Origin of the sequence: Streptomyces sp. NPDC006430 (assembly GCF_040612395.1) — a bacterium.
GTDB lineage: Bacteria > Actinomycetota > Actinomycetes > Streptomycetales > Streptomycetaceae > Streptomyces.
This window is the reverse complement of sequence record NZ_JBEXQA010000006.1, coordinates 31564-51081: the sequence shown is the minus strand read 5'-3', so window position 1 is coordinate 51081 and position 19518 is coordinate 31564. Positions and strand designations below refer to the sequence as shown.

Sequence of the window (19518 nt, the reverse complement as noted above, 5' to 3'; positions counted from 1 at the left end):
GCCGTGCCCGGGTAGGTTTCGCCGCATGGGTCATCAGGACGTCCGCAGCGAGCGGCAGATCAGTTCCGTGTTCCTCGGCATCGCCGCCATCATGGCGGTCACGGGGTGGGCGGTGTGGACGGACTACTCGACGAGCGCCGGGCTGGCCGTGTTCCTGTTCGTGACGTCGGCATGGATCGTCTCGCTCTGCCTGCACGAGTACGCGCACGCCCGCACGGCCCTGCACAGCGGCGACCTCACGGTCGGGGCCAAGGGCTACCTGACGCTGAACCCGCTCAAGTACACCCATGCGCTGCTCAGCATCATCCTGCCGGTGATTTTCGTGATCATGGGCGGACTGGGCCTCCCCGGCGGCGCCGTCTACATCGAGCGCGACCGCATCCAGGGCCGCTGGAAGCACAGCCTCATCTCGGCGGCGGGCCCGCTGACCAACGTGGCCTTCGCGGTCGTCTGCACGGCGCCGTTCTGGCTGAACGCCCTCGACGGCGTGCCGATGGCGTTCCGCTTCGCGCTCGCCTTCCTCGCGCTGCTCCAGGTCTCGGCAGCGATCTTGAACTTCCTGCCGGTGCCGGGCCTGGACGGCTACGGGATCATCGAACCCTGGCTCCCGTACCGGATCCGCCGCGAGGTGGCGCCGCTGGCGCCGTTCGGACTGATCGCCGTGTTCGCACTGCTGTGGGTCCCGGAGGTGAACCAGTCCTTCTTCGACGTGGTGCGCGGTCTGCTGTCCGCCTTGGGCGTGTCCGACCTGGAGACCTACTGCGGCCGCGACCTCTACCGCTTCTGGCAGGACACGAACGGCTACTGCACGGCCCCCCGGCCTTAAGCCGTCCGCGCTGGCTAGCCCGCCGAGCGCGTCGCCTTCTGCATCTTCGCCTTGCGCAGGTAGAACCAGGCCATGTTGGACGTCAGGCCGGCCAGCAGCACCCACACGATGCCCAGGAAGCTGCCCTCCACGAAGGCGACCACGGCCGCCGCCACGGACAGGACGCAGACGACGATGGCGAACACGGCAAGGCGGGGCATGGGGAACAGCTCCTCGGCAACACGGAACGGGGTCGAGCCCCTCCAGTGTCCCCCATGCCCCGCAGTGCCGCCGTAAAGCCGCCCCGCACCCTGCCTCCACCCTTTTCCCTCTTCGCCTGAAGTTGCGCGCAGCGCGCCACTACGGTTCACCGGGGACGCGCCGCGCCTTGCGCGCGACGGGAACGACGCGAACGACAGCCCGGCCTGCTCGGTCCGACACGGACGAAGCCGGGCGACTGGGGGGATGGGCATGCAGGAGATCTCAAAGGGCGCGAACGTCAGCCTGACCGCCCTCGGCGAGGACGCCGGGGCGGTCGTCGTGAGCCTGAGCTGGAGCAGCGCCTCGGGGGCCGGCGACGCCGACGTCTCGGTCCTCCTCGTGGACGAGAACGGGAAGGTCCGCAGCGAGAACGACTTCTACTTCTACAACAACCCGGCCGCCGCCGACGGAAGCGTGCAACTGCTCGGCAAGACGCCGACCGAAAGCGGCGACGAGGACCGCATCAGCGTGGACCTCACCGCCGTCCCGGAAGGGGTAGCCCGCATCGTGGTGGCCGCCAGCCAGTACGGCGGCGCCCGCTTCGGCGACCTGGAAGACCTGCGGATGACCGTCTCGGACGGGTCCGGCGAACCCCTGGTCGGGTTCTCCATCCACGACGCGGACGTGGAGACGGCGTTCATCTTCGGCGAGCTGTACCGGCGCGGTGAGGAGTGGAAGTTCCGTGCGGTCGGGCAGGGCTACGAGACCGGCCTCGCTGGCCTGGCCACCGACTTCGGCATCGCCGTGGTGGAGGAGACCGAGGAGGCGGGCGGAACCGCCGGCACGGACGGCACGGACGCGCCGGCCACGACGGACGGGACGGACGGGACGCAGGCGGGCCGCGCCGTCGAGGAGGCGGCCGGCGGCGTTCCGGCGCCGGAGGCCGGGCAGGACGCGCCCGCCCCCGCGGAGCCCCCCGCCCCGCACGTCGGGGACCCCGCCGCCGTGCCCGCCCAGACCCGCGGCCGGAGTCCGCGCACGACCAGGAAGAAGGTCACGCTGCCCAAGGTGGCCAAGAAGTCACTCGCCGAGAACGACTCCTGGCGCCAGGCCCGGTTGTTCCCCGTACCGACGCTGAAGAGCGACAAGGAGCGGGAGGTGCGCGCCACCTCCGTACTGCTGTCCGTCATGGCGCAGGTGCCGGAGTTCGGCCGCCGCCTGACGGCGGCCTTCGGCGCCCCCGCCGGACGGATGCAGACCTTCACCGAGGTGTCCCTGCCGCACGGAGACACCCCGCGGCGTCCGGACGGTGTGATCCGGGTCGAGCGCGCCGGGAAGCTCTGGACGGCGCTGGTCGAGACGAAGACGAACGGCAACCCGCTCAGGGCCGAGCAGGTGCAGCAGTACATGGACATCGCCGCGCGCCGCGGCTACGAGGCCGTGATCACGCTCTCCAATGACGTCGCCCTCGAAGGCACCGCCATGGTGGACATCAAGATCGACGGGCGTCGCAAGCACAAGGTCGGCCTCTGGCACCTGTCCTGGGCCGACGTGGCCCATCAGGCCCAGATGCTGATCCGCCACGAGGGCGTGGGCAACGCCGCGCACGCCTGGCTGCTCCAGGAGCTCCTGGAGTACCTCCAGCACGAGCAGTCGGGCTGCCACGGGTTCCAGAACATGGGGCCCGCCTGGGTGCCCGTACGCAAGGGGATCGAGGACGAGACCCTCGCCCCCGGCGACGCACGCGCCGTCGACGTCGTCGAGAGTTGGGAGCGCCTGGTCCGCCAGGTCTGCCTGCGCCTGGGCGGGGAGCTCGGGCAGAAGGCGCTCCCCGTGCAGCGCGTCCGGCGCGGCAGCGATCCGCAGGAGCGTCGCACCGCAGCGGCCGAGAAGCTGTGTCTGGAGGGACGGCTCGGCGCGGAACTGCGCATCGACGGGACGAGTAGCGTCATCGCCGTGACCGCCGATCTGCGGACGGGGAAGGTGCGCACGTCGGTCGACGTACCGGCGCCGGAGGGCTCGTACCCGCTGGCCACGGCGAAGCGGCTGGTACGGCTACTGGCCGAGGCGCCCGCCGACCTGCACGTGGAGAGCCTCGTCGAGGGCGAGAACGGCCCGCGCGGCACCTTGGAGCGGCTGCGCCCCGAGCCGGGCGACCTGCTGCCCAGGGGCGGCGCGCCGCTCACCGGGTTCCGTCTGTCGCTGATCAAGGGCATGGGCAACACCCGTGGCAACACGGAGTCCGGTTTCATCCGCAGCGTCGACGAGGCCGTGGACCGCTTCTACCACGGGGTGGTGGCCCACCTCGGCTCCGTCGAGGCGCGCACCGGCCGTCGGAGCTGACGGGGCCGCTGCGCCCGGCGGCCGTCGGGCGCAGCGGTGGCGGGATCGGCGGGATCAGACGTCCGTGAGGCGCAGGCCCGCGTGGACCTTGTAACGGCGGTTCGTGGAAATGAGGTTGGCCACCAGGGCTTCGACCTGGTGGGCGTTGCGCAGCCGGCCTGCGAAGACGCCGCGCATGCCCGGGATACGGGCGGCCAGTGCCTGGACGATGTCGGTGTCGGCGCGGGATTCGCCCAGGACCATCACGTCCGTGTCGATCTCCTCGATGGACTCGTCCTGGAGCAGGACGGCCGAGAGGTGGTGGAAGGCCGCCGTCACCCGGGAGTCCGGGAGCAGGGCCGCGGCCTGTTGGGCCGCGCTGCCCTCTTCGACCTGGAGGGCGTACGCACCCTGCTTGTCGAAGCCCAGCGGGTTGACGCAGTCCACGACGAGCTTGCCCACGAGGTCCTCGCGCAGGGCTTCGAGGGTCTTGGCGTGGCCCTCCCACGGCACCGCGACGATCACGATGTCGCTGCGGCGCGCGCACTCGGCATTGTCCGCGCCCTCCACGCCGAGGCCCAGTTCGTCGGCGGCGCTCTGCGCGCGGTCGGCGGCGCGGGAGCCGATGATCACCTTCTGGCCGGCCCGCGCGAGCCGGTAGGCCAGGCCCCGGCCCTGGTCACCGGTACCGCCGAGGACGCCTACGACGAGGCCGGAAACGTCCGGCAGGTCCCGCGGGTCCTTGGCGGGGGGCTTCTGAGTGCTGTCTGTGGAGGTCATGGGGGCGAGGGTAGTGCCGGGATCCGTGGAGTCGAACGGGCACGGGCGCATCGCGGGCCGGTGGAGAAGAGCGAGGACGGCCGGAGAAGGGCGAGGGAGGGGGCAAGACGGGTGAAGCGGCGGGAACCGCGCCCGTAGCGTCCCTGCCCTGCGGCAGGATGCCGGCATGGACGCCGTGAGGGTCGCGCTGCTGCGCGAGGTGCTCGCCGGTACGCAGTGGCCGGGCGCCGCGCGCCGCTTCGCCGGGTCGCTGCGGCGCTCCGTCGTACCGGCCGGCGGGAATCTGCTGCTGGTGGGGACGGAGCAGTACGAGCCCTGGCACCTGGCCGCCCATCTGGTGGACGAGGCCGCCTGGTCCGGGCTGCCGGAGTTGGCGCCCACGCTCGTGCGTCACCGCGTCCTGCCCGGGGAACCGCCGCACCTCTCGGTGGGGCTGGGCCGGTTGGAGGCCGCCCGGCGCGGGCACACCGTGCTGGTGGTGGCCCCGGAGCAGCCCGGCGCGGGGCTGCTGGAGCGGGTCCATGACGCCCGCCGTGCGGGCGCGACCGTGCTCTCCCTGGACGGCGGGGACCCGGAACTCGGCGCGCTGGCGCACGACGCCCTGTCCGTGCGCGAGGGGACCGGCGAGCTGGACCTGGACACCGTTCAGCACCTGGTCAGCGCGGCGGCCGGGGAGAACGGCGTGCCGGTGCAGCGCGGGCCACAGCGGCTGCGGGACCGGCTGGCACGGCTGGCCGACCAACTGACCCGGCCGCCGCCCAGCCGTTGGTAGGCCCTGCTAGGGCGTGGCCGTGCCCTCGTCCTCTTCGCGGGACTTGTCGTTCCACTTGGGGTCGTTCTGCCATTCGAGGTTGCGCTCCTGCGCGGTCTCCATGGCGTGGGCGGCCTCCTCGGGCGTGGAGTACGGTCCGAAACGATCCTTCGCCGGGCACTCCGGGCCTTCCTCGACCTTCTGGTGCACCAGGCAGTAGTACCATTCGCCGGGTTTGCCCACCTGGCGCTTCTTGAACAGGGCCATCGTCCTCGGGCTCCTCTCGATACCGCTCTCTGCCGCCATGCTGCCCCATCCCCGCTGGATACACTCGCTTGCATGTCTGGCCAGTCGCTGCTCGTACCAGGCGAGCTCTCTCCCGTCCGTTCCGTTCCCGGAAACATCCGCCGGCCCGAGTACGTGGGCAAGCCCGCGCCCACGCCGTACACCGGACCGGAGGTGCAGTCGGCCGAGACCATCGAGGCCATGCGCATCGCCGGCCGGATCGCCGCCCAGGCGATGGAAGCGGCCGCCAAGCTGATCGCCCCGGGGGTGACCACCGACGAACTGGACCGAGTCGCGCACGAATACATGTGCGATCACGGCGCCTACCCGTCGACGCTGGGTTACCGGGGCTTCCCGAAGTCCCTGTGCTCCTCGGTGAACGAGGTCATCTGCCACGGCATCCCGGACTCCACCGTCCTGCGTGACGGCGACATCGTGAACCTCGACGTCACCGCGTACATCGGCGGCGTGCACGGCGACAACAACGCCACGTACCTGTGCGGGGACGTGGACGAGGAGTCGCGGCTGCTGGTGGAGCGCACCCGCGAGGCCCTGAACCGGGCCGTCAAGGCCGTCAAGCCGGGCCGCCAGATCAACGTCATCGGCCGGGTCATCGAGTCGTACGCCAAGCGCTTCGGGTACGGCGTGGTCCGGGACTTCACCGGGCACGGCATCAACTCGTCCTTCCACTCCGGCCTGATCATCCCGCACTACGACAGCCCGCACGCGACGACGGTGATCGAGCCCGGGATGACCTTCACGATCGAGCCGATGCTGACCCTGGGCACGCACGAGTACGACATGTGGGCGGACGGCTGGACCGTCGTCACGAAGGACCGCAAGCGGACCGCGCAGTTCGAGCACACACTGGTCGTGACGGACACGGGAGCCGAGATCCTCACCCTGCCGTAGCAGCTCGGAGGACTTCCCCCGGGAGTGTTTTACCGACAATGCGTCGGGAAGACATTGACTTAGGTAAGCCTAAGTACGAGGATCGGGCGTGGCGGCCGTGCCGTCGCGCCCGCCTTCTCGTCCCGTCTCCGGAGGATTGTCTTGGACGCCTTCTCCACGGCCATCCGTCTCGCATCGCACGAGCAGCACACCGAGGCCGAAACCTCGACGTTCATGAGCGATCTGCTCCAAGGCCGGCTCGGGGTGGACGCGTACACCCGCTACACCGAGCAGCTGTGGTTCGTGTACCGGGCCCTGGAGGACGCGGCCCGGTCCCTTCAGGACGACCCGGTGGCGGGCCCGTTCATACGGCCCGAGCTGATGCGCGTCGCCGAGCTCGAACGCGACCTGGCGCACCTGCGCGGCCCCTCCTGGCGCGAGACCCTGGTGGCACTGCCCGCGACCGAGGCCTACGCGGGGCGCGTGGCGCAGTGCGCGGCGACCTGGCCCGGCGGGTACGTCGCCCACCACTACACCCGCTACCTGGGCGACCTCTCCGGGGGCCAGATCATCCGCGACAAGGCGGAGCGGACGTGGGGCTTCGCGCGCAAGGGCGACGGCGTGCGGTTCTACGTGTTCGCGGACATCTCCAACCCCGCCGCTTTCAAACGGAGGTACCGCGAACTGCTGGACGCGATCTGCGCGGACGACCTGGAGAAGCAGCGCATCATCGACGAGTGCAAGCGCGCCTTCGACCACAACGGCGCCGTCTTCCGCGAGCTCGGCGAGGCGTTCCCCCTGAGCGCCTGAGCGCCTGAGCCTGAGCGCCTACTCGGTTCGCGCCCGGGGCAGGGTGGCGAAGCGGACCCGGCCGCCGATCTCCACGGTGCCGTCCGGGCCGGGGGCGGTGAGGATCTGGGAACCCGCTCCCTGGGTGATGTTCAGGGCACGGTTCAGCTCGGCGGTCAGCAGTATCGCGGCCGAGCCGGTGGCCTCGTCCTCGGCGATGATCCCGTCGGGGCGGCGGGGGAAGCCACGGGCGCGGATGCGACCCGCTGCCTCGTCCTCCCAGGCCCAGGCGTACAGCCAGCCCTCGCCCGGCGGCGGGGCCGGTAGCGCCTCGACCTCGGCGGGGCTCGCGTACTGCTCGGTGCGCTTGCCCTCGACCCACTCGGGGAGGGCCGTGATCCAGGTGAACTCCCCGTCGTCACGGGCCCATACGGAACCGGCCGGCGGCTGGAGCTCCTCGATGTCCAGCAGCCAGGCAACCCCGACCAGCGGATGGCCCGCGAAGGACATCCGCGTACCGGGCGTGCGGATGTCGACGACCCCGCGCTCAGGGTCGTCGACGAACACCGTCTCGCTGTAACCGAGTTCGGCCGCGAGCGCCTGCCGCGACGCGTCGTCCGGACAGGTCCGGCCGTCGCGTACGACGCCGAGCAGGTTGCCGTACCGCCCGTCGCCCGCGCAGAACACCTTGAGTACATCGAGATCGTTCACGCGAAAATTGAAGCACGGTTCAGACCGAGGGAGTCGTACGGATCGACGGGCGACCGATGACCGCGCGGCCGGCCCGGATCCGGCCCCGCGCCGCGCCGCGCTTCCCCGGGCCGCCGGGCTCGGCCAGGTCCACCGGCCTCCGTGGAAGTGCTGACGCATCTGCGTACCGGGGCTCCGGTCGCGCCCCCCTCATGGGAAGCGGCGATTCCGCCCTGCGGAAGAGAAAGTTCAACTTGACCCTCCCTTGACCTTCCCTTGGCGTGACCGTGAAGGTGCCGTGACGGGGCCGTGTCCGGCAGCGTGCGGTGTGTGCCGAATCACTGGACGCGCGAGCGTTGGTCAGGTAAGCCTCGGTTAAGTTAGGTCCGCCTCACCGGCTGCCCTCCTGATCGGGGCAGCTGCTTGTCGAAACGCCAGATGCCAGGAGCTCGTATGCGCCCCGCCCGCCTCACCGTCATCACCGCGGCCGCCGCCGTGGCTGCGCTCACCGCCGTCACCGGCTGCGCCGAGAAGAGCGACGCGGGCAACGGGGCGATCAAGGTGGCCGCCACGGACACCGCCTGCGAGGTCTCCAAGACCGATTTCCCGGCGGGCAAGGTGACCATCGAGGTCGAGAACAAGGGCTCCAAGGTCACCGAGGTCTACGTCCTCTTCCCGGACGGCCGCATCGTCGCCGAGCGCGAGAACATCGGCGCCGGCACCAAGGCCTCCATCACCGCGGAGATGAAGGCCGGATCGTACGAGATCGCCTGCAAGCCCGGCATGAAGGGCGACGGCATACGTCAGAAGGTCACGGCCACGGGCAACGGCGGCAGCGAGAAGCGCAGCCCCGAGCTGGACGCCGCGGTCGCCGAGTACCGCAAGTACGTGCAGGCGCAGGCCGACGAGACCCTGCCCACGACCAAGGCCTTCGTGGACGCGGTCAAGGCCGGCGACATCGAGGCCGCCAAGAAGGCGTACGCCACCTCGCGCATCGGCTGGGAGCGCACCGAGCCGGTCGCCGAGTCCTTCGGCGACATCGACCCGAAGATCGACGTCCGCGAGGACGGCCTGGAGGCCGGCCAGGACCCGGCCAAGGACTGGACCGGCTGGCACCGCCTGGAGAAGGCCCTCTGGGCCGACAACAAGATCGGCGACGAGGAGAAGAAGCTCGCCGACCAGCTGATGACCGACATCACCGACTGGCAGAAGAAGATCGGCACGGCGGAGATCAGCCCCACCTCGATGGCCAACGGCGCCAAGGAGCTGCTGGACGAGGTCGCCAGCGGCAAGGTCACCGGCGAGGAAGAGCGCTACAGCCACACCGACCTGGTCGACTTCAAGGCCAACGTCGAGGGCGCGCAGAAGGCGTACGAGCTGCTCAAGCCGGTCGCCGCGAAGAACGACCCGGCCCTGGCCGCCGAGCTGGACAAGCAGTTCGCGGCGATGAACACGCTGCTCGACAAGTACCGCGCCGACAAGAACACCTACGAGTTCGTGTCGTACGAGACGGTCGGCAAGGACCAGCGCAAGGAGCTCTCGGACGCGGTCAGCGCCCTCGGGGAGCCGCTGTCCAAGCTTGCCGCCGCCACCGTCAAGTAACGCGTATCAGGGGTAATCGAGATGTCTGAAGTCACCAGCGCCACCGGCGAGCCCGCCGAGCCCACCGGGCCCTCCGAGTCCACCGGCTCCGCCGCTGTCGGCGACACCGCGGGCGGCCCGTCGCGCCGCTCCGTGCTCGGCTGGGGTGGTGCCGGGCTCGCGCTCGGCGCCGCTGCGGCGGGCGGCACGGTCGCCGCGCTCACCCACGTCACGGACCCCGTTCCGGCCGCGCTCAGCGGCTCCGCGGTGCCCTTCCACGGCAAGCACCAGGCCGGCATCGCCTCCGCCGTCCAGGACCGGCTGCACTTCGCCGCGTTCGACGTGAAGACGAAGGACCGGGCGGAGCTCGTCCAGCTCCTCAAGGACTGGACGCGGGCCGCCGAGCGCATGACGGCCGGGCTCCCGGTCGGCGAGGGCGCGGTCGGCGGTCTCCCCGAAGCCCCGCCGGACGACACCGGCGAAGCGCTCGGCCTCAAGCCGTCCCGCCTGACGCTGACCATCGGCTTCGGCGCTTCCCTGTTCGCCAAGGACCGCTTCGGCCTGGAGGGCAAGCGCCCCGAGGCGCTGGTCGACCTGGAGCTGTTCCCCGGCGACAACCTGGACCCGGCCAAGAGCGGCGGCGACATCTGCGTGCAGGCCTGCGCGGACGACCCGCAGGTCGCGGTGCACGCGATCCGCCAGCTCGCCCGGATCGGCTTCGGCAAGACGGCGGTGCGCTGGTCGCAGCTCGGCTTCGGCAAGACCTCGTCCACGACCCCGGACGAGCAGACCCCGCGCAACATGATGGGCTTCAAGGACGGCACCCGGAACGTCTCCGGCACCGACACCGCAGCCCTCGACAAGCACGTGTGGGTCTCCGACGAGGCCAAGGACGGCTCGGCGTGGATGGCCGACGGCTCGTACCTGGTCGCCCGCCGGATCCGCATGCACATCGAGACCTGGGACCGCACTCCGCTCCAGGAGCAGGAGGACATCTTCGGTAGGGACAAGGCCGAGGGCGCGCCGGTCGGCAAGTCCAAGGAGCGCGACGAACCGTTCCTGAAGGCGATGAAGCCCGAGGCGCACGTCCGTCTCGCGCACCCGGACTCCAACAGCGGTGCGACGATCCTGCGCCGCGGTTACTCCTTCACCGACGGCACGGACGGACTGGGCCGGCTCGACGCGGGCCTGTTCTTCCTCGCCTACCAGCGGGACGTCCGCAAGGGCTTCATTCCGATCCAGCGCAACCTGTCCAAGAACGACGGCCTCAACGAGTACATCCAGCACGTGGGTTCGGCCGTCTTCGCCGTCCCGCCGGGCGTCCGCGACAAGGACGACTGGTGGGGCCGGGCGCTGTTCGCGTAGTTCCGCGGGACGAGAAGAGGGACTGACGTGTTCAGCAATTATCTGATCGGTCTGCGCGAGGGGCTGGAGGCCAGTCTGGTCGTCTGCATCCTCGTCGCGTACCTGGTGAAGACGAAGAACAAGGACAGGCTGGGGCCGCTGTGGCTCGGCGTGGGCCTCGCGGTCGCGGTCAGCCTGGCCTTCGGGGCGGCGCTCGAATTCGGCACCTCGGAGCTGACGTTCCAGGCGCAGGAGGCGATCGGCGGCAGCCTGTCGATCATCTCGGTGGGCCTGGTGACCTGGATGGTCTTCTGGATGAAGCGCACCGCGCGGCACCTGAAGTCCGAGCTGCACGGCAAGCTCGACGCGGCGCTCGCGATGGGCACGGGTGCTCTGGTGACGACGGCGTTCCTGGCCGTCGGCCGGGAGGGCCTGGAGACCTCGCTGTTCGTGTGGCGGTCGGTCCACGCGGCCGGTAACGGCGCGGGCCCGCTGGTGGGGGTCCTGCTGGGCATCGGTTCGTCGATCGTGCTGGGCTGGCTCTTCTACCGCGGCGCGCTCCAGATCAACCTGTCCAAGTTCTTCACCTGGACCGGCGGGATGCTGGTCGTGGTCGCCGCGGGCGTGCTCGCGTACGGGGTCCACGACCTCCAGGAGGCCGAGTTCCTGCCCGGCCTCGCGAACAGGGCGTTCGACGTCAGCGCGGCGATCCCGCCGGACAGCTGGTACGGGACCCTGCTGAAGGGCACGTTCAACTTCCAGCCGGACCCGACCTGGCTCCAGGTCGCGGTGTGGCTGCTGTACCTGGTCCCGACGCTGCTCCTCTTCCTCGGCGTGCACAGGTTCGGGCGTACGGCGAACCCCTCGGCTCCGGCGGCCCCGGCGGCGAGCGTCTCCGCGGAGGCCAAGAGCGGCTCCTGAGCCGCAGCGGACCTACGCGAAGGGGGCCCGGATCATCCCGATCCGGGCCCCCTTCGCACGTCCGGGCCGCGCCGGCGTCACCAGAGGCGGTCGATGAGGCCCGGGTACAGGGCGATCCGTGCTCCCGTGAACGCCGCGGCGTCCACGTCCGCACCCGGGAAGTCCGCCAGGACCTCCTTGTCGAACCCGGGCGCGTCCGTGGCCAGCGGCTCCTCGGGCGTCCCACCGACCAGTACGGCGCCCGGCAGCCGGGTGAAGCCGGCCGCCTCGTAGAACGGGACGAGCGGCCGGTCGCAGCTGAACAGGACGAGGTCCACGGCCGGGTCGGCGGCCAGCGCCGCACGGGCCGCCGCCACCAGACGGCCGCCGTGGCCCCGGCCCCGCTCCGCGTCCCGGGTCACCACCGCGCTGAGCCCGGCCGCGCGGTACGTGCGCCCCGCGTGCCGGACCGGTTTGTGCAGCACCGCCAGTGAGGCGACCACCGTCCCCGCCCCGTCCAGCAGCAGCATCACCCTGGGAGCGAGTGCGGGGTCGTGTCCGGCGCGGGCGCCGGGCCAGGCAGCTGCCTCCAGGGCCGCGACCTGCGCGGCGAGCTCGGCCGGGAGTTCGGCCTCTTCACAGGTCAGTACCGTCGTCATCTGCGGGCCTCCTGAGCGTTCTGCGGGCCGATGCGTCTCACCGCGCGGGCCCGGGCCGGGCCCGCCGCGGGCAGGCCGCGGGTCATCCGATCCGCACCGCGCGGCCACCCACGCGCACCCGCGGATCGCCGGCCCGCAGCTCCACAGTCAGGACGCCGGGGCGGCCCATGTCCTCGCCCTGGCGGAGGGTGAGCACCGATTCCTGCGGGGCCAGGCCCAGTTCCCGGGCGTACGCGCCGAAGGCGGCTGCCGCGGCTCCGGTGGCGGCGTCCTCCACGACGCCGCCGACCGGGAACGGGTTGCGGACGTCGAACAGTCCGGCGCCCGCCCGGTGCACCAGCTGGACGGTGGTCAGGTCCAGGCGCCGCATCAGCGCCTCCAGCCGGTCGAAGTCGTACTCCAGGGCCGCGAGCCGGGCGCGGGTGCCGGCGCCGAGCACCAGGTGCCGGGCTCCGGCGTAGGCGATCTTGGGCGGGAGGTCCGGGTCCAGGTCGGCCGCCGGCCAGTCCAGGGCCGCCAGTGCCTCGGCCAGATCGGCCGGGGCGACGTCCTCGACGTGCGGCTCGACGCTGGTCAGCACGGCGCGCAGGCCCGTTCCCTCCGCGGTCACCGAGACCGGGACCGTGCCCGCCGGGGTCGCGAAGACGAGTGGGCCCGCACCGATCCGCTCCGCCAGGGCCACCGAGGCGGCCACGGTGGCGTGCCCGCAGAAGGACACCTCCGCCTTCGGGCTGAAGAACCGGAGGGTGAAGGCCCGGCCGGGCTCCCCGGCCAGGCCCTCGGGCGGGGAGGTCAGGAAGGCCGTCTCGCTGTATCCCAGCTCGGCCGCGATCTCCAGCATCCGGGCGTCGTCCAGACCGCTCGCGTCGAGCACGACCCCGGCGGGGTTGCCGCCAGCGGGGTCGGCGGAGAACGCCGTGTAACGCAGCACTTCAGTCGTCATGATCGCCTCAACTCTGGCCCGCAGCAGGGCATTCCCGGGCCTCCACCAGACTGTCGGGAGGGGATCAGCCGCGTCCGATGTAGGGCATGGCCGTCGCCATCACCGTGGCGAACTGCACGTTCGCCTCCAACGGCAGCTCCGCCATGTGCAGGACCGTGCGCGCCACGTCCGCCGCGTCCATCACCGGCTCCACCGCGAGCTGCCCGTTGGCCTGGAGGGTTCCGGTCTGCATCCGTTCGGTCATCTCGGTGGCCGCGTTGCCGATGTCGATCTGCCCGCAGGCGATCCGGTACGGCCGCCCGTCCAGGGAGAGCGACTTCGTCAGGCCCGTCATCGCGTGCTTGGTCGCGGTGTAGGCGATCGAGTGCGGCCTCGGCACGTGTGCGGAGATCGAGCCGTTGTTGATGATCCGGCCGCCCTGCGGGTCCTGTGCCTTCATCTGCCGGAAGGCCGCCTGCGCACACAGGAAGGCCCCGGTCAGATTGACGTCCACCACCGCGCGCCAGGCCTCGTGGGTGAGGTCTTCCAGCGGGACCCCGCTCGGGCCGAAGGTTCCCGCGTTGTTGAAGAGGAGGTCTAGGCGCCCGTGGTGCTCGTGCACCGTGGCGAAGAGGGCGGCGACGTCGTCCGGATCGCTCACGTCCGCCCGGACGCACAGCACGTCCGCGTCGGCGCCGGCTGCCCGCGCGGTCCCTTCCAGTGGTTCGGGGCGACGGCCGGCCACGGCCACCGACCAGCCGGCGGCGGCCAGGGTCAGGGCGACGGAGCGACCGATGCCGGAGCCCGCCCCGGTGACAACGGCGATCTTCTTCCCACGTGCGTTCATGGGGCCGCAGGGTACGTCACATGTCGCATCTGTCCACGGACGTTCCGACAGCTGAGAGCATGGGTCGGTCGGGGGTGTGAAAAGACGATGCAAAGACTGGAGTTCCGCATGTCGGAGAGAGGCCCCGCGACGGCCCCCTCGCACGAGCCGTCACCCGAGACGCCCTCCGTACCCCACACCGCTTCCGTCCCACTGAAGTCCGCCCGCCGCACCGGACTGCTCGTCACCTTCATACTCGGCGGGCTCAGCGCCCTCCCGCCCCTGTCCATGGACATGTACCTGCCGGCCCTGCCGGAGGTCACCGATGCCCTGAACAGCCCGGCCGCCACCATCCAACTCACCCTCACCGCCTGCCTCGCCGGCATGGCACTGGGCCAGCTCGTCATCGGCCCGATGAGCGACAAGTGGGGCCGCCGCCGGCCCCTGCTGATCGGCATGGTCGTCTACGTCCTCGCCACCGCGATCTGCGCCCTCGCACCGACCGCCGAACTACTGATCGGCTTCCGGCTGCTCCAGGGCCTGGCCGGGGCGGCTGCGATCGTCATCGCGCGGGCCGTCGTACGCGATCTGTACGACGGGGTCGAGATGGCCCGGTTCTTCTCCACACTCATGCTCATCTCCGGAGTGGCCCCGATCATCGCCCCGCTCATCGGCGGCCAGGTGCTCCGCTTCTCCGACTGGCGCGGGGTGTTCGTCGTCCTCACCGGCGTCGGCGCCGTGCTCACCCTCGTCGTCTGGCGCAGCCTCGGCGAGACCCTGCCGCCCGAGAAGCGGCAGACCGGCGGCGTGCGCACGGCGCTGCGGACCATGCGCGGACTGCTCGCCGACCGGGTCTTCGCCGGCTACACGCTGGCCGGCGGTTTCGCCTTCGCCACGCTCTTCTCGTACATCTCCGCATCACCCTTCGTCGTGCAGGAGATCTACGGGGCTTCGCCGCAGACCTTCAGCCTGCTGTTCGGCCTCAATTCCGTCGGCCTGATCTCCGCGGGGCAGGTCAACGGCAAGCTGCTGGTCGGCCGGGTCCGCCTTGACAAGGTGCTGGCGGCCGGGCTCGCGGTCATCACCCTGGCGTCGGTGGCACTGCTGCTGCTGTCGAGCGGGATGCTCGGAGAGATCGGACTGGTCCCGATCGCCGCCGCCCTGTTCGTACTGATGTCGGCGATGGGCATGGTCCTGCCGAACACCAACGCGCTGGCGTTGATGCGCACCCCGCACGCGGCCGGATCGGCCTCGGCCCTCCTGGGCACCTCCTCGTTCCTGGTCGGGGCGGTCGCCTCACCCCTGGTCGGGATCGCGGGCGAGGGCACGGCGGTGCCGATGGCGGTGGTGCAGCTGGTGTGCTCGCTGCTGGCCGTGGGCTGCCTGTTCGGCATGTGCCGGCCGTGGCAGAACCGGGAGCCCGCCGTCTGAGCCGGACGACGACGCACCAGCCGGACGGCGTACCAGCCAGATGGCGCACCAGCCGGACGGCGGGCGCCGGCGCGGAGGCCCGGCGCGGAGGCCCGGCGCGGAGGCCCGGCGCGGAGGCCCGGCGCCCCGGGCGATCCGGTCGCCCCGGGCGCCGTAAACTTCGCAGGTGAACGCCTCCGCTTCCGCCTCCGTCCCCACCACCGCCGATACCCTCCGGTCCGCGCTGGGCGGGCTGCTCGACGGGCTCCCGCCGAAGCAGGCCACGGCCGCCGTCGAGCGGCTGATCGCCAATTACCGTGGCCGCACCCCCACCGACGCGCCCGTCCTGCGCGACCGCTCCGACGTGGCGGCGTACGCGGCCTACCGGATGCCCGCCACCTTCGAGGCCGTACGGGCCGCGCTGTACGCCCTCGCCGAGGCCGCGCCGCAGTGGGCCCCGGGCTCCCACGTGGACGTGGGCGGCGGTACCGGTGCGGCGACCTGGGCGGTGGACGCCATCTGGGAAGGCCCGCGCGACACCACGGTCCTGGACTGGGCGGAGCCGGCGTTGGCCCTCGGCAAGGAGCTCGCCGCGTCGTCCGGCTCGCAGGTGCTGCGCGCCGCCGAGTGGCGCCGGGCCGTCATCGGAGCCGGGCTGGTCCTGCCCGAGGCGGAGCTCGTGACCGTGTCGTACGTCCTGGGCGAACTGACCCCGCAGGCCCGGCAGGCCGTGGTCGCCGAGGCGGCCCGCGCCGGGCAGGCCGTGGTACTGATCGAGCCGGGCACGCCCGAGGGGTACCTGCGCATCCGCGAGGCCCGCGACCAGCTAATCGCGGCAGGGCTGCGGGTCGCCGCCCCCTGCCCGCACGACGGCACCTGCCCGATCGAGGTCGGACAGGACTGGTGCCACTTCTCGGCGCGGGTCAGCCGGTCCTCCCTGCACCGGCAGGTCAAGGGCGGTTCCCTCCCGTACGAGGACGAGAAGTTCAGCTACGTGGCCGCGACCCGCTTCCCGGCGGAGCCGGCCCCTTCCCGGATCACACGGAGGCCGCAGATCCGGAAGGGGCTCGTCCTGCTGGACCTGTGCGGTCCGGAAGGCGAGGGCCTGACCCGGGCCACCGTGACCAAGCGCCACGGTGACCTCTACAAGGCGGCGCGGGACGCCGACTGGGGCCAGGAGTGGCCGCCGACTTCGCCGTAGCCCGCTACGTCCGCAGCTCCTGGGTGCAGCACTTCACGCTGCCGCCGCCCTTGAGCAGCTCCCCCAGGTCCATCGGGATCGGCTCGAAGCCCCGCTCCCGCAGCGGGGCGAGCAGCCCGGTCGCGGCCTGCGGGAGCAGGACGTGGCGACCGTCCGAGACCGCGTTCAGACCCAGGGCCGCCGCGTCCTCGGCCTGGGCGATGAGCGCGTCCGGGAACAGCCGCTCCAGCACGGCCCGGCTGCCGGGCGAGAAGGCCGGCGGGTAGTACATGACCTCGTCGCCGTCCAGCACGCACAGCGCCGTGTCGAGGTGGTAGTAGCGCGGGTCCACCAGGTCGAGGCCGATGACCGGCCGACCGAAGAACTCCTGGGCCTCGTCGTGCGAGAGCGGGCTGGAGCGGAAGCCCCGGCCGGCCAGGATGTAGGTGTCGGTGACGGCGAAGTCGCCCTCGCCCTCGTTGACGTGGGACGGCTCGTGGACGTCCTCGAAGCCGCGGGAGCGGAACCAGTTGAGGTGGATCTCCGCCTCGGCGGCGCGTTCGGGGTGGGCGAACCGGGCTCCGAGGACCCGGCCGTCGACGACGAGGGCGCCGTTCGCCGCGAAGACCATGTCGGGCAGCTCGGGGTCCGGTACGAGCGTCTCGACGGTGTGGCCGAGGGAGCGGTAGCGGTCCCGGAGGTCCTCCCACTGGGCGTGTGCGAGGGGCAGGTCCACCGGTTTCGTGGGATCCATCCACGGGTTGATGGAGTACGTGACCTTGAAGTGTGCGGGTGGGCACATCAGGTAGCGCCGGGGTGTGGCGTCTCTGCGCAAAGAAGGCTCCTCACGACTCACGGAGATGTGGAGAGAATCGTCTCTCCTCGGGGGGAGATCGCGCAGTGAACTGATGGGGTGGTTTACGGAAAGACACGGAGACGAGACGTCTCGCGTCGATAATTCGTCAGGATGAACAGCACAACCTCCGGCGGGAAGGCCCCGACCCCGCCCGCCGCAGCGACCGCTCCCGGCGCACGGTTGCGGGCGGCGCAGGAGGCCGGACAGCTCGCGCAGGACGCGGATCTACGCCTGGTGGTGGAGATGCGCTCGGGCCGGTGACGTACCGATGGCTGCTCATGACGGCACCGCTGACGCACGCGTACACGGACGCGCTGGTGGATCGGGTACTGGGCGGCGTGTCGGGCGGGGAACTGGGCGGGGTGGCGAAGGTCACCGGCAACTGACCGGACACCGGCCAGCCAAGAACAATTGGCCGAATGTGCATGGTATGTGATGGTTTTCGGCCTGCGGCGTCCCGCGTGGCTCCCTCCCGCGGCCCACCCCCGGCTAGGGGAGCGCGGTCATCCGGACCGCAGGATGGTGGGACCATGTGAGGGTCTGCCGGGGCAACGGTGAGGTGAGGGGATAGATGGGGTCTGAGTCCGGCCGCGTCAAACGCGGCGAGCAGAGCAGGATTTCCCAATGGCTGCGCAGGCGGCCGAAACCCGACCCCGAAGACCCAGCCCTCGTACGCGAGGCCCTCGTGCTGGCCGTCGCCGCAGCCGGCCTCCCGATCGCCCCCGCCGCCCATCCCGCCGGATACCGGTGTTCGTGCGACCGGATCGGCTGTCCCACTCCCGCGCGGCACCCCCTCTCCTTCGCCTGGCAGACGCAGTCGACGACCGACCGCACGCAGATCGAACGCTGGACGCGCAGCCAGCCCCAGGCGAACTTCATCACCGCGACGGGCATGGTCCACGACGTGCTGGACGTCCCGTTCGAGGCCGGGGCGAGCGCGCTGGCCCGCCTGCTGGCAGCAGGCGTGGAGGTCGGCCCGGTCGCGGAATCGGGCGGCACGGGCGACCAGGCCCGGATGCTCTTCTTCACGGCGACCCGGGGCACTCCCGAGGACGAGGACGAGTGGTGGCCGTGCGAGCTGGACTGCCACCCGGAGACGATGGACGAGCACCCTGGCCTGCGGTGGCACTGCCGCGGGAGCTACGTCCTGGTGCCGCCGGCCGCCCTGCCGGGTGATCTGGCGGTCAGCTGGGTCCGGGGCATGGAACACCCGCTCCCCGACCCGCTCACGCTCCTGGAAACCCTGACGGACGCCTGCGCCGAGTACGCGGGCGCTTCGCACGACACCCCGGCGACGGTGGCCTGGCCCCTGGGCCGCTGAGCCTCCCCGGTCCCCGTGGTCCCGCCTCCTCGGGCGGAGTCGGGGGCGGGGCGAAGTCCGTGCAGCGGGCGGCACCGGGGTCCCTGGGCCGCCCGCGCCGCGGAGGACCTCCGCCGCTCCCCTACGGCGCTCCCCCTACGGCCGAGGGGTCAGCGGATCTGGGTGACCACCACGTCGAGGGACCAGGCCTTCGCCGGCTTCGTCGGCGCCTCGACCTCGACCGTGTAGCCCAGCTCGCGCAGCGCCGTGACCAGTTCTCCCGGGGTCCCCGGCACGGCCCCCGCCAGCAACAGGTCCCGGACCAGTCGCCCCTTCGTCGCCTTGTTGAAGTGGCTCACCACCGACCGCTTCTCCACGCCGTCCACCGTCTGCGCGTGCAGCACCCGCACCGTCGCCGTGCGTCCGGCCACCTCGTCCTTCGGCTTCCACGCCGAGGCGTAGGCGGAGGACCGCAGGTCCAGCACCAGCCCGTCGCCCGCGGCCTGCGGCATCACCGCGGCCATCGGCTCCCGCCAGTACGTCCCCAGTGCCCCCAGCCCCGGTAGCTTCACGCCCATCGAGCAGCGGTACGAGGGGATCCGGTCGGTCACCCGCACCGCGCCCCACAGGCCGGAGAACACCAGGAGCGACTGCTCCGCCCGGGCCCGGGCCGCCGCCGGAAGGTCCGCCAGGCCCAGCGCGTCGTACAGCACGCCGGTGTAGACCTCGCCCGCCGGACGGGCCGCCGCGGAGCGCAGCCCGGCGTTCTTCGCCACCTCGCCCCGCAGCCCCTCGCTCAGGCCCAGCACCTCGCGGGCCTTCAGCTCGTCCGCCGCGCAGAGCTCGACCAGTTCCTCCAGCACCGCGGCCCGCGCACCGGCCAGTCCCGGCAGCGACAGCGTCCGCGGCTCCAGGGGTACGCCGGAGCCGCCGGCGGCCTTTCCTTCGGACGGCGGCAGCAGCACGAGCACGGTGGTTCTCCTTCAGTACGACGCGGCGCAGGGGGTGCGGCCCCCGAGCCAGGGT

General features: G+C 71.7%; 22 protein-coding genes. 13 read left to right on the top strand and 9 right to left on the bottom strand.

The features are described from left to right. Positions 1 to 25 precede the first annotated feature (25 nt). Complete coding sequence (locus ABZZ20_RS11530; RefSeq protein ID WP_356869197.1) at positions 26 to 826, top strand: site-2 protease family protein; 801 nt, start codon at positions 26 to 28, stop codon at positions 824 to 826. A 14-nt stretch (positions 827 to 840) separates the two neighbouring features. Here the strand turns inward: ABZZ20_RS11530 and ABZZ20_RS11525 are convergent, their stop codons facing one another. Then, positions 841 to 1026, bottom strand: a complete 186-nt coding sequence (locus ABZZ20_RS11525; RefSeq protein WP_356869196.1) for a hypothetical protein — start codon at positions 1024 to 1026, stop codon at positions 841 to 843. A 250-nt stretch (positions 1027 to 1276) separates the two neighbouring features. Here ABZZ20_RS11525 and ABZZ20_RS11520 point away from each other — a divergent pair, with 250 nt between their 5' ends. Continuing rightward, a complete protein-coding gene (locus ABZZ20_RS11520; protein WP_356869195.1) occupies positions 1277 to 3349 on the top strand; it encodes a TerD family protein in 2073 nt (690 codons plus the stop codon). Positions 3350 to 3403: 54 nt separating this feature from the next. On the opposite strand, the gene npdG is transcribed toward ABZZ20_RS11520, so the two are convergent. Continuing rightward, complete coding sequence (npdG, locus tag ABZZ20_RS11515; protein WP_356869194.1) at positions 3404 to 4108, bottom strand: NADPH-dependent F420 reductase; 705 nt, start codon at positions 4106 to 4108, stop codon at positions 3404 to 3406. Between the two features lie 166 nt (positions 4109 to 4274). On the opposite strand from npdG, the gene ABZZ20_RS11510 reads away from it, so the two are divergent. After that, complete coding sequence (locus ABZZ20_RS11510; RefSeq protein ID WP_356869193.1) at positions 4275 to 4880, top strand: hypothetical protein; 606 nt, start codon at positions 4275 to 4277, stop codon at positions 4878 to 4880. Between the two features lie 6 nt (positions 4881 to 4886). On the opposite strand, the gene ABZZ20_RS11505 is transcribed toward ABZZ20_RS11510, so the two are convergent. Beyond that, complete coding sequence (locus ABZZ20_RS11505; protein WP_356869192.1) at positions 4887 to 5126, bottom strand: hypothetical protein; 240 nt, start codon at positions 5124 to 5126, stop codon at positions 4887 to 4889. A gap of 72 nt (positions 5127 to 5198) precedes the next feature. Between ABZZ20_RS11505 and map the strand changes: the two genes are divergently transcribed. After that, positions 5199 to 6056: a type I methionyl aminopeptidase gene (map, locus tag ABZZ20_RS11500; RefSeq protein WP_356869191.1), complete on the top strand. Its 858-nt coding sequence runs from the start codon at positions 5199 to 5201 to the stop codon at positions 6054 to 6056. A 141-nt stretch (positions 6057 to 6197) separates the two neighbouring features. After that, a complete protein-coding gene (locus tag ABZZ20_RS11495) occupies positions 6198 to 6845 on the top strand; it encodes a biliverdin-producing heme oxygenase (protein WP_356869190.1) in 648 nt (215 codons plus the stop codon). An 18-nt stretch (positions 6846 to 6863) separates the two neighbouring features. On the opposite strand, the gene ABZZ20_RS11490 is transcribed toward ABZZ20_RS11495, so the two are convergent. Further along, positions 6864 to 7535, bottom strand: a complete 672-nt coding sequence (locus tag ABZZ20_RS11490) for a PhzF family phenazine biosynthesis protein (protein ID WP_356869189.1) — start codon at positions 7533 to 7535, stop codon at positions 6864 to 6866. A gap of 432 nt (positions 7536 to 7967) precedes the next feature. Here ABZZ20_RS11490 and efeO point away from each other — a divergent pair, with 432 nt between their 5' ends. From efeO to efeU, 3 genes are read left to right on the top strand one after another with little or no spacing between them, the layout of a single operon-like run. Next, positions 7968 to 9116: an iron uptake system protein EfeO gene (efeO, locus tag ABZZ20_RS11485; protein ID WP_356869188.1), complete on the top strand. Its 1149-nt coding sequence runs from the start codon at positions 7968 to 7970 to the stop codon at positions 9114 to 9116. A 21-nt stretch (positions 9117 to 9137) separates the two neighbouring features. Further along, a complete protein-coding gene (gene efeB / locus ABZZ20_RS11480; RefSeq protein ID WP_356869187.1) occupies positions 9138 to 10460 on the top strand; it encodes an iron uptake transporter deferrochelatase/peroxidase subunit in 1323 nt (440 codons plus the stop codon). Between the two features lie 27 nt (positions 10461 to 10487). Then, a complete protein-coding gene (gene efeU / locus ABZZ20_RS11475) occupies positions 10488 to 11360 on the top strand; it encodes an iron uptake transporter permease EfeU (RefSeq protein ID WP_356869186.1) in 873 nt (290 codons plus the stop codon). Positions 11361 to 11437: 77 nt separating this feature from the next. Here the strand turns inward: efeU and ABZZ20_RS11470 are convergent, their stop codons facing one another. The 3 genes from ABZZ20_RS11470 to ABZZ20_RS11460 all read right to left on the bottom strand — a co-directional run bounded on the left by ABZZ20_RS11470 (position 11438) and on the right by ABZZ20_RS11460 (position 13767). Beyond that, positions 11438 to 11998: a GNAT family N-acetyltransferase gene (locus tag ABZZ20_RS11470; RefSeq protein WP_356869185.1), complete on the bottom strand. Its 561-nt coding sequence runs from the start codon at positions 11996 to 11998 to the stop codon at positions 11438 to 11440. An 82-nt stretch (positions 11999 to 12080) separates the two neighbouring features. After that, positions 12081 to 12941, bottom strand: coding sequence for a PhzF family phenazine biosynthesis isomerase (locus ABZZ20_RS11465; protein ID WP_356869184.1), 861 nt, complete (start codon positions 12939 to 12941; stop codon positions 12081 to 12083). A gap of 64 nt (positions 12942 to 13005) precedes the next feature. Beyond that, positions 13006 to 13767: an SDR family oxidoreductase gene (locus ABZZ20_RS11460; protein WP_356869183.1), complete on the bottom strand. Its 762-nt coding sequence runs from the start codon at positions 13765 to 13767 to the stop codon at positions 13006 to 13008. A 108-nt stretch (positions 13768 to 13875) separates the two neighbouring features. Here ABZZ20_RS11460 and ABZZ20_RS11455 point away from each other — a divergent pair, with 108 nt between their 5' ends. Both ABZZ20_RS11455 and ABZZ20_RS11450 read left to right on the top strand, forming a co-directional pair. Beyond that, the gene (locus ABZZ20_RS11455) at positions 13876 to 15177 is read left to right on the top strand and encodes a Bcr/CflA family multidrug efflux MFS transporter (RefSeq protein ID WP_356869182.1); all 1302 of its coding nucleotides are present in this window, start codon (positions 13876 to 13878) and stop codon (positions 15175 to 15177) included. A 166-nt stretch (positions 15178 to 15343) separates the two neighbouring features. Then, positions 15344 to 16357, top strand: coding sequence for a small ribosomal subunit Rsm22 family protein (locus tag ABZZ20_RS11450; RefSeq protein ID WP_356869181.1), 1014 nt, complete (start codon positions 15344 to 15346; stop codon positions 16355 to 16357). A 4-nt stretch (positions 16358 to 16361) separates the two neighbouring features. Here the strand turns inward: ABZZ20_RS11450 and ddaH are convergent, their stop codons facing one another. Beyond that, complete coding sequence (gene ddaH, locus ABZZ20_RS11445; protein WP_356869180.1) at positions 16362 to 17171, bottom strand: dimethylargininase; 810 nt, start codon at positions 17169 to 17171, stop codon at positions 16362 to 16364. Positions 17172 to 17303: 132 nt separating this feature from the next. Here ddaH and ABZZ20_RS11440 point away from each other — a divergent pair, with 132 nt between their 5' ends. The 3 genes from ABZZ20_RS11440 to ABZZ20_RS11430 all read left to right on the top strand — a co-directional run bounded on the left by ABZZ20_RS11440 (position 17304) and on the right by ABZZ20_RS11430 (position 18513). After that, on the top strand, positions 17304 to 17453 hold the full coding sequence (locus tag ABZZ20_RS11440) for a hypothetical protein (protein WP_356869179.1): 150 nt from the start codon (positions 17304 to 17306) through the stop codon (positions 17451 to 17453). After that, positions 17450 to 17578 carry a hypothetical protein gene (locus ABZZ20_RS11435; RefSeq protein ID WP_356869178.1) on the top strand — a complete coding sequence of 43 codons (129 nt, stop codon included), beginning with the start codon at positions 17450 to 17452 and terminating at the stop codon, positions 17576 to 17578. Before ABZZ20_RS11440 ends, ABZZ20_RS11435 begins: the two co-directional genes overlap by 4 nt. A gap of 185 nt (positions 17579 to 17763) precedes the next feature. Continuing rightward, positions 17764 to 18513: a bifunctional DNA primase/polymerase gene (locus ABZZ20_RS11430; protein ID WP_356869177.1), complete on the top strand. Its 750-nt coding sequence runs from the start codon at positions 17764 to 17766 to the stop codon at positions 18511 to 18513. 149 nt (positions 18514 to 18662) lie between these two features. Here ABZZ20_RS11430 and yaaA read toward each other — a convergent pair whose 3' ends face one another. Further along, positions 18663 to 19463 (bottom strand): peroxide stress protein YaaA, encoded by an 801-nt coding sequence (gene yaaA, locus ABZZ20_RS11425; protein ID WP_356869176.1) that lies wholly within the window; start codon positions 19461 to 19463, stop codon positions 18663 to 18665. Between the last annotated feature and the right edge of the window lie 55 nt (positions 19464 to 19518).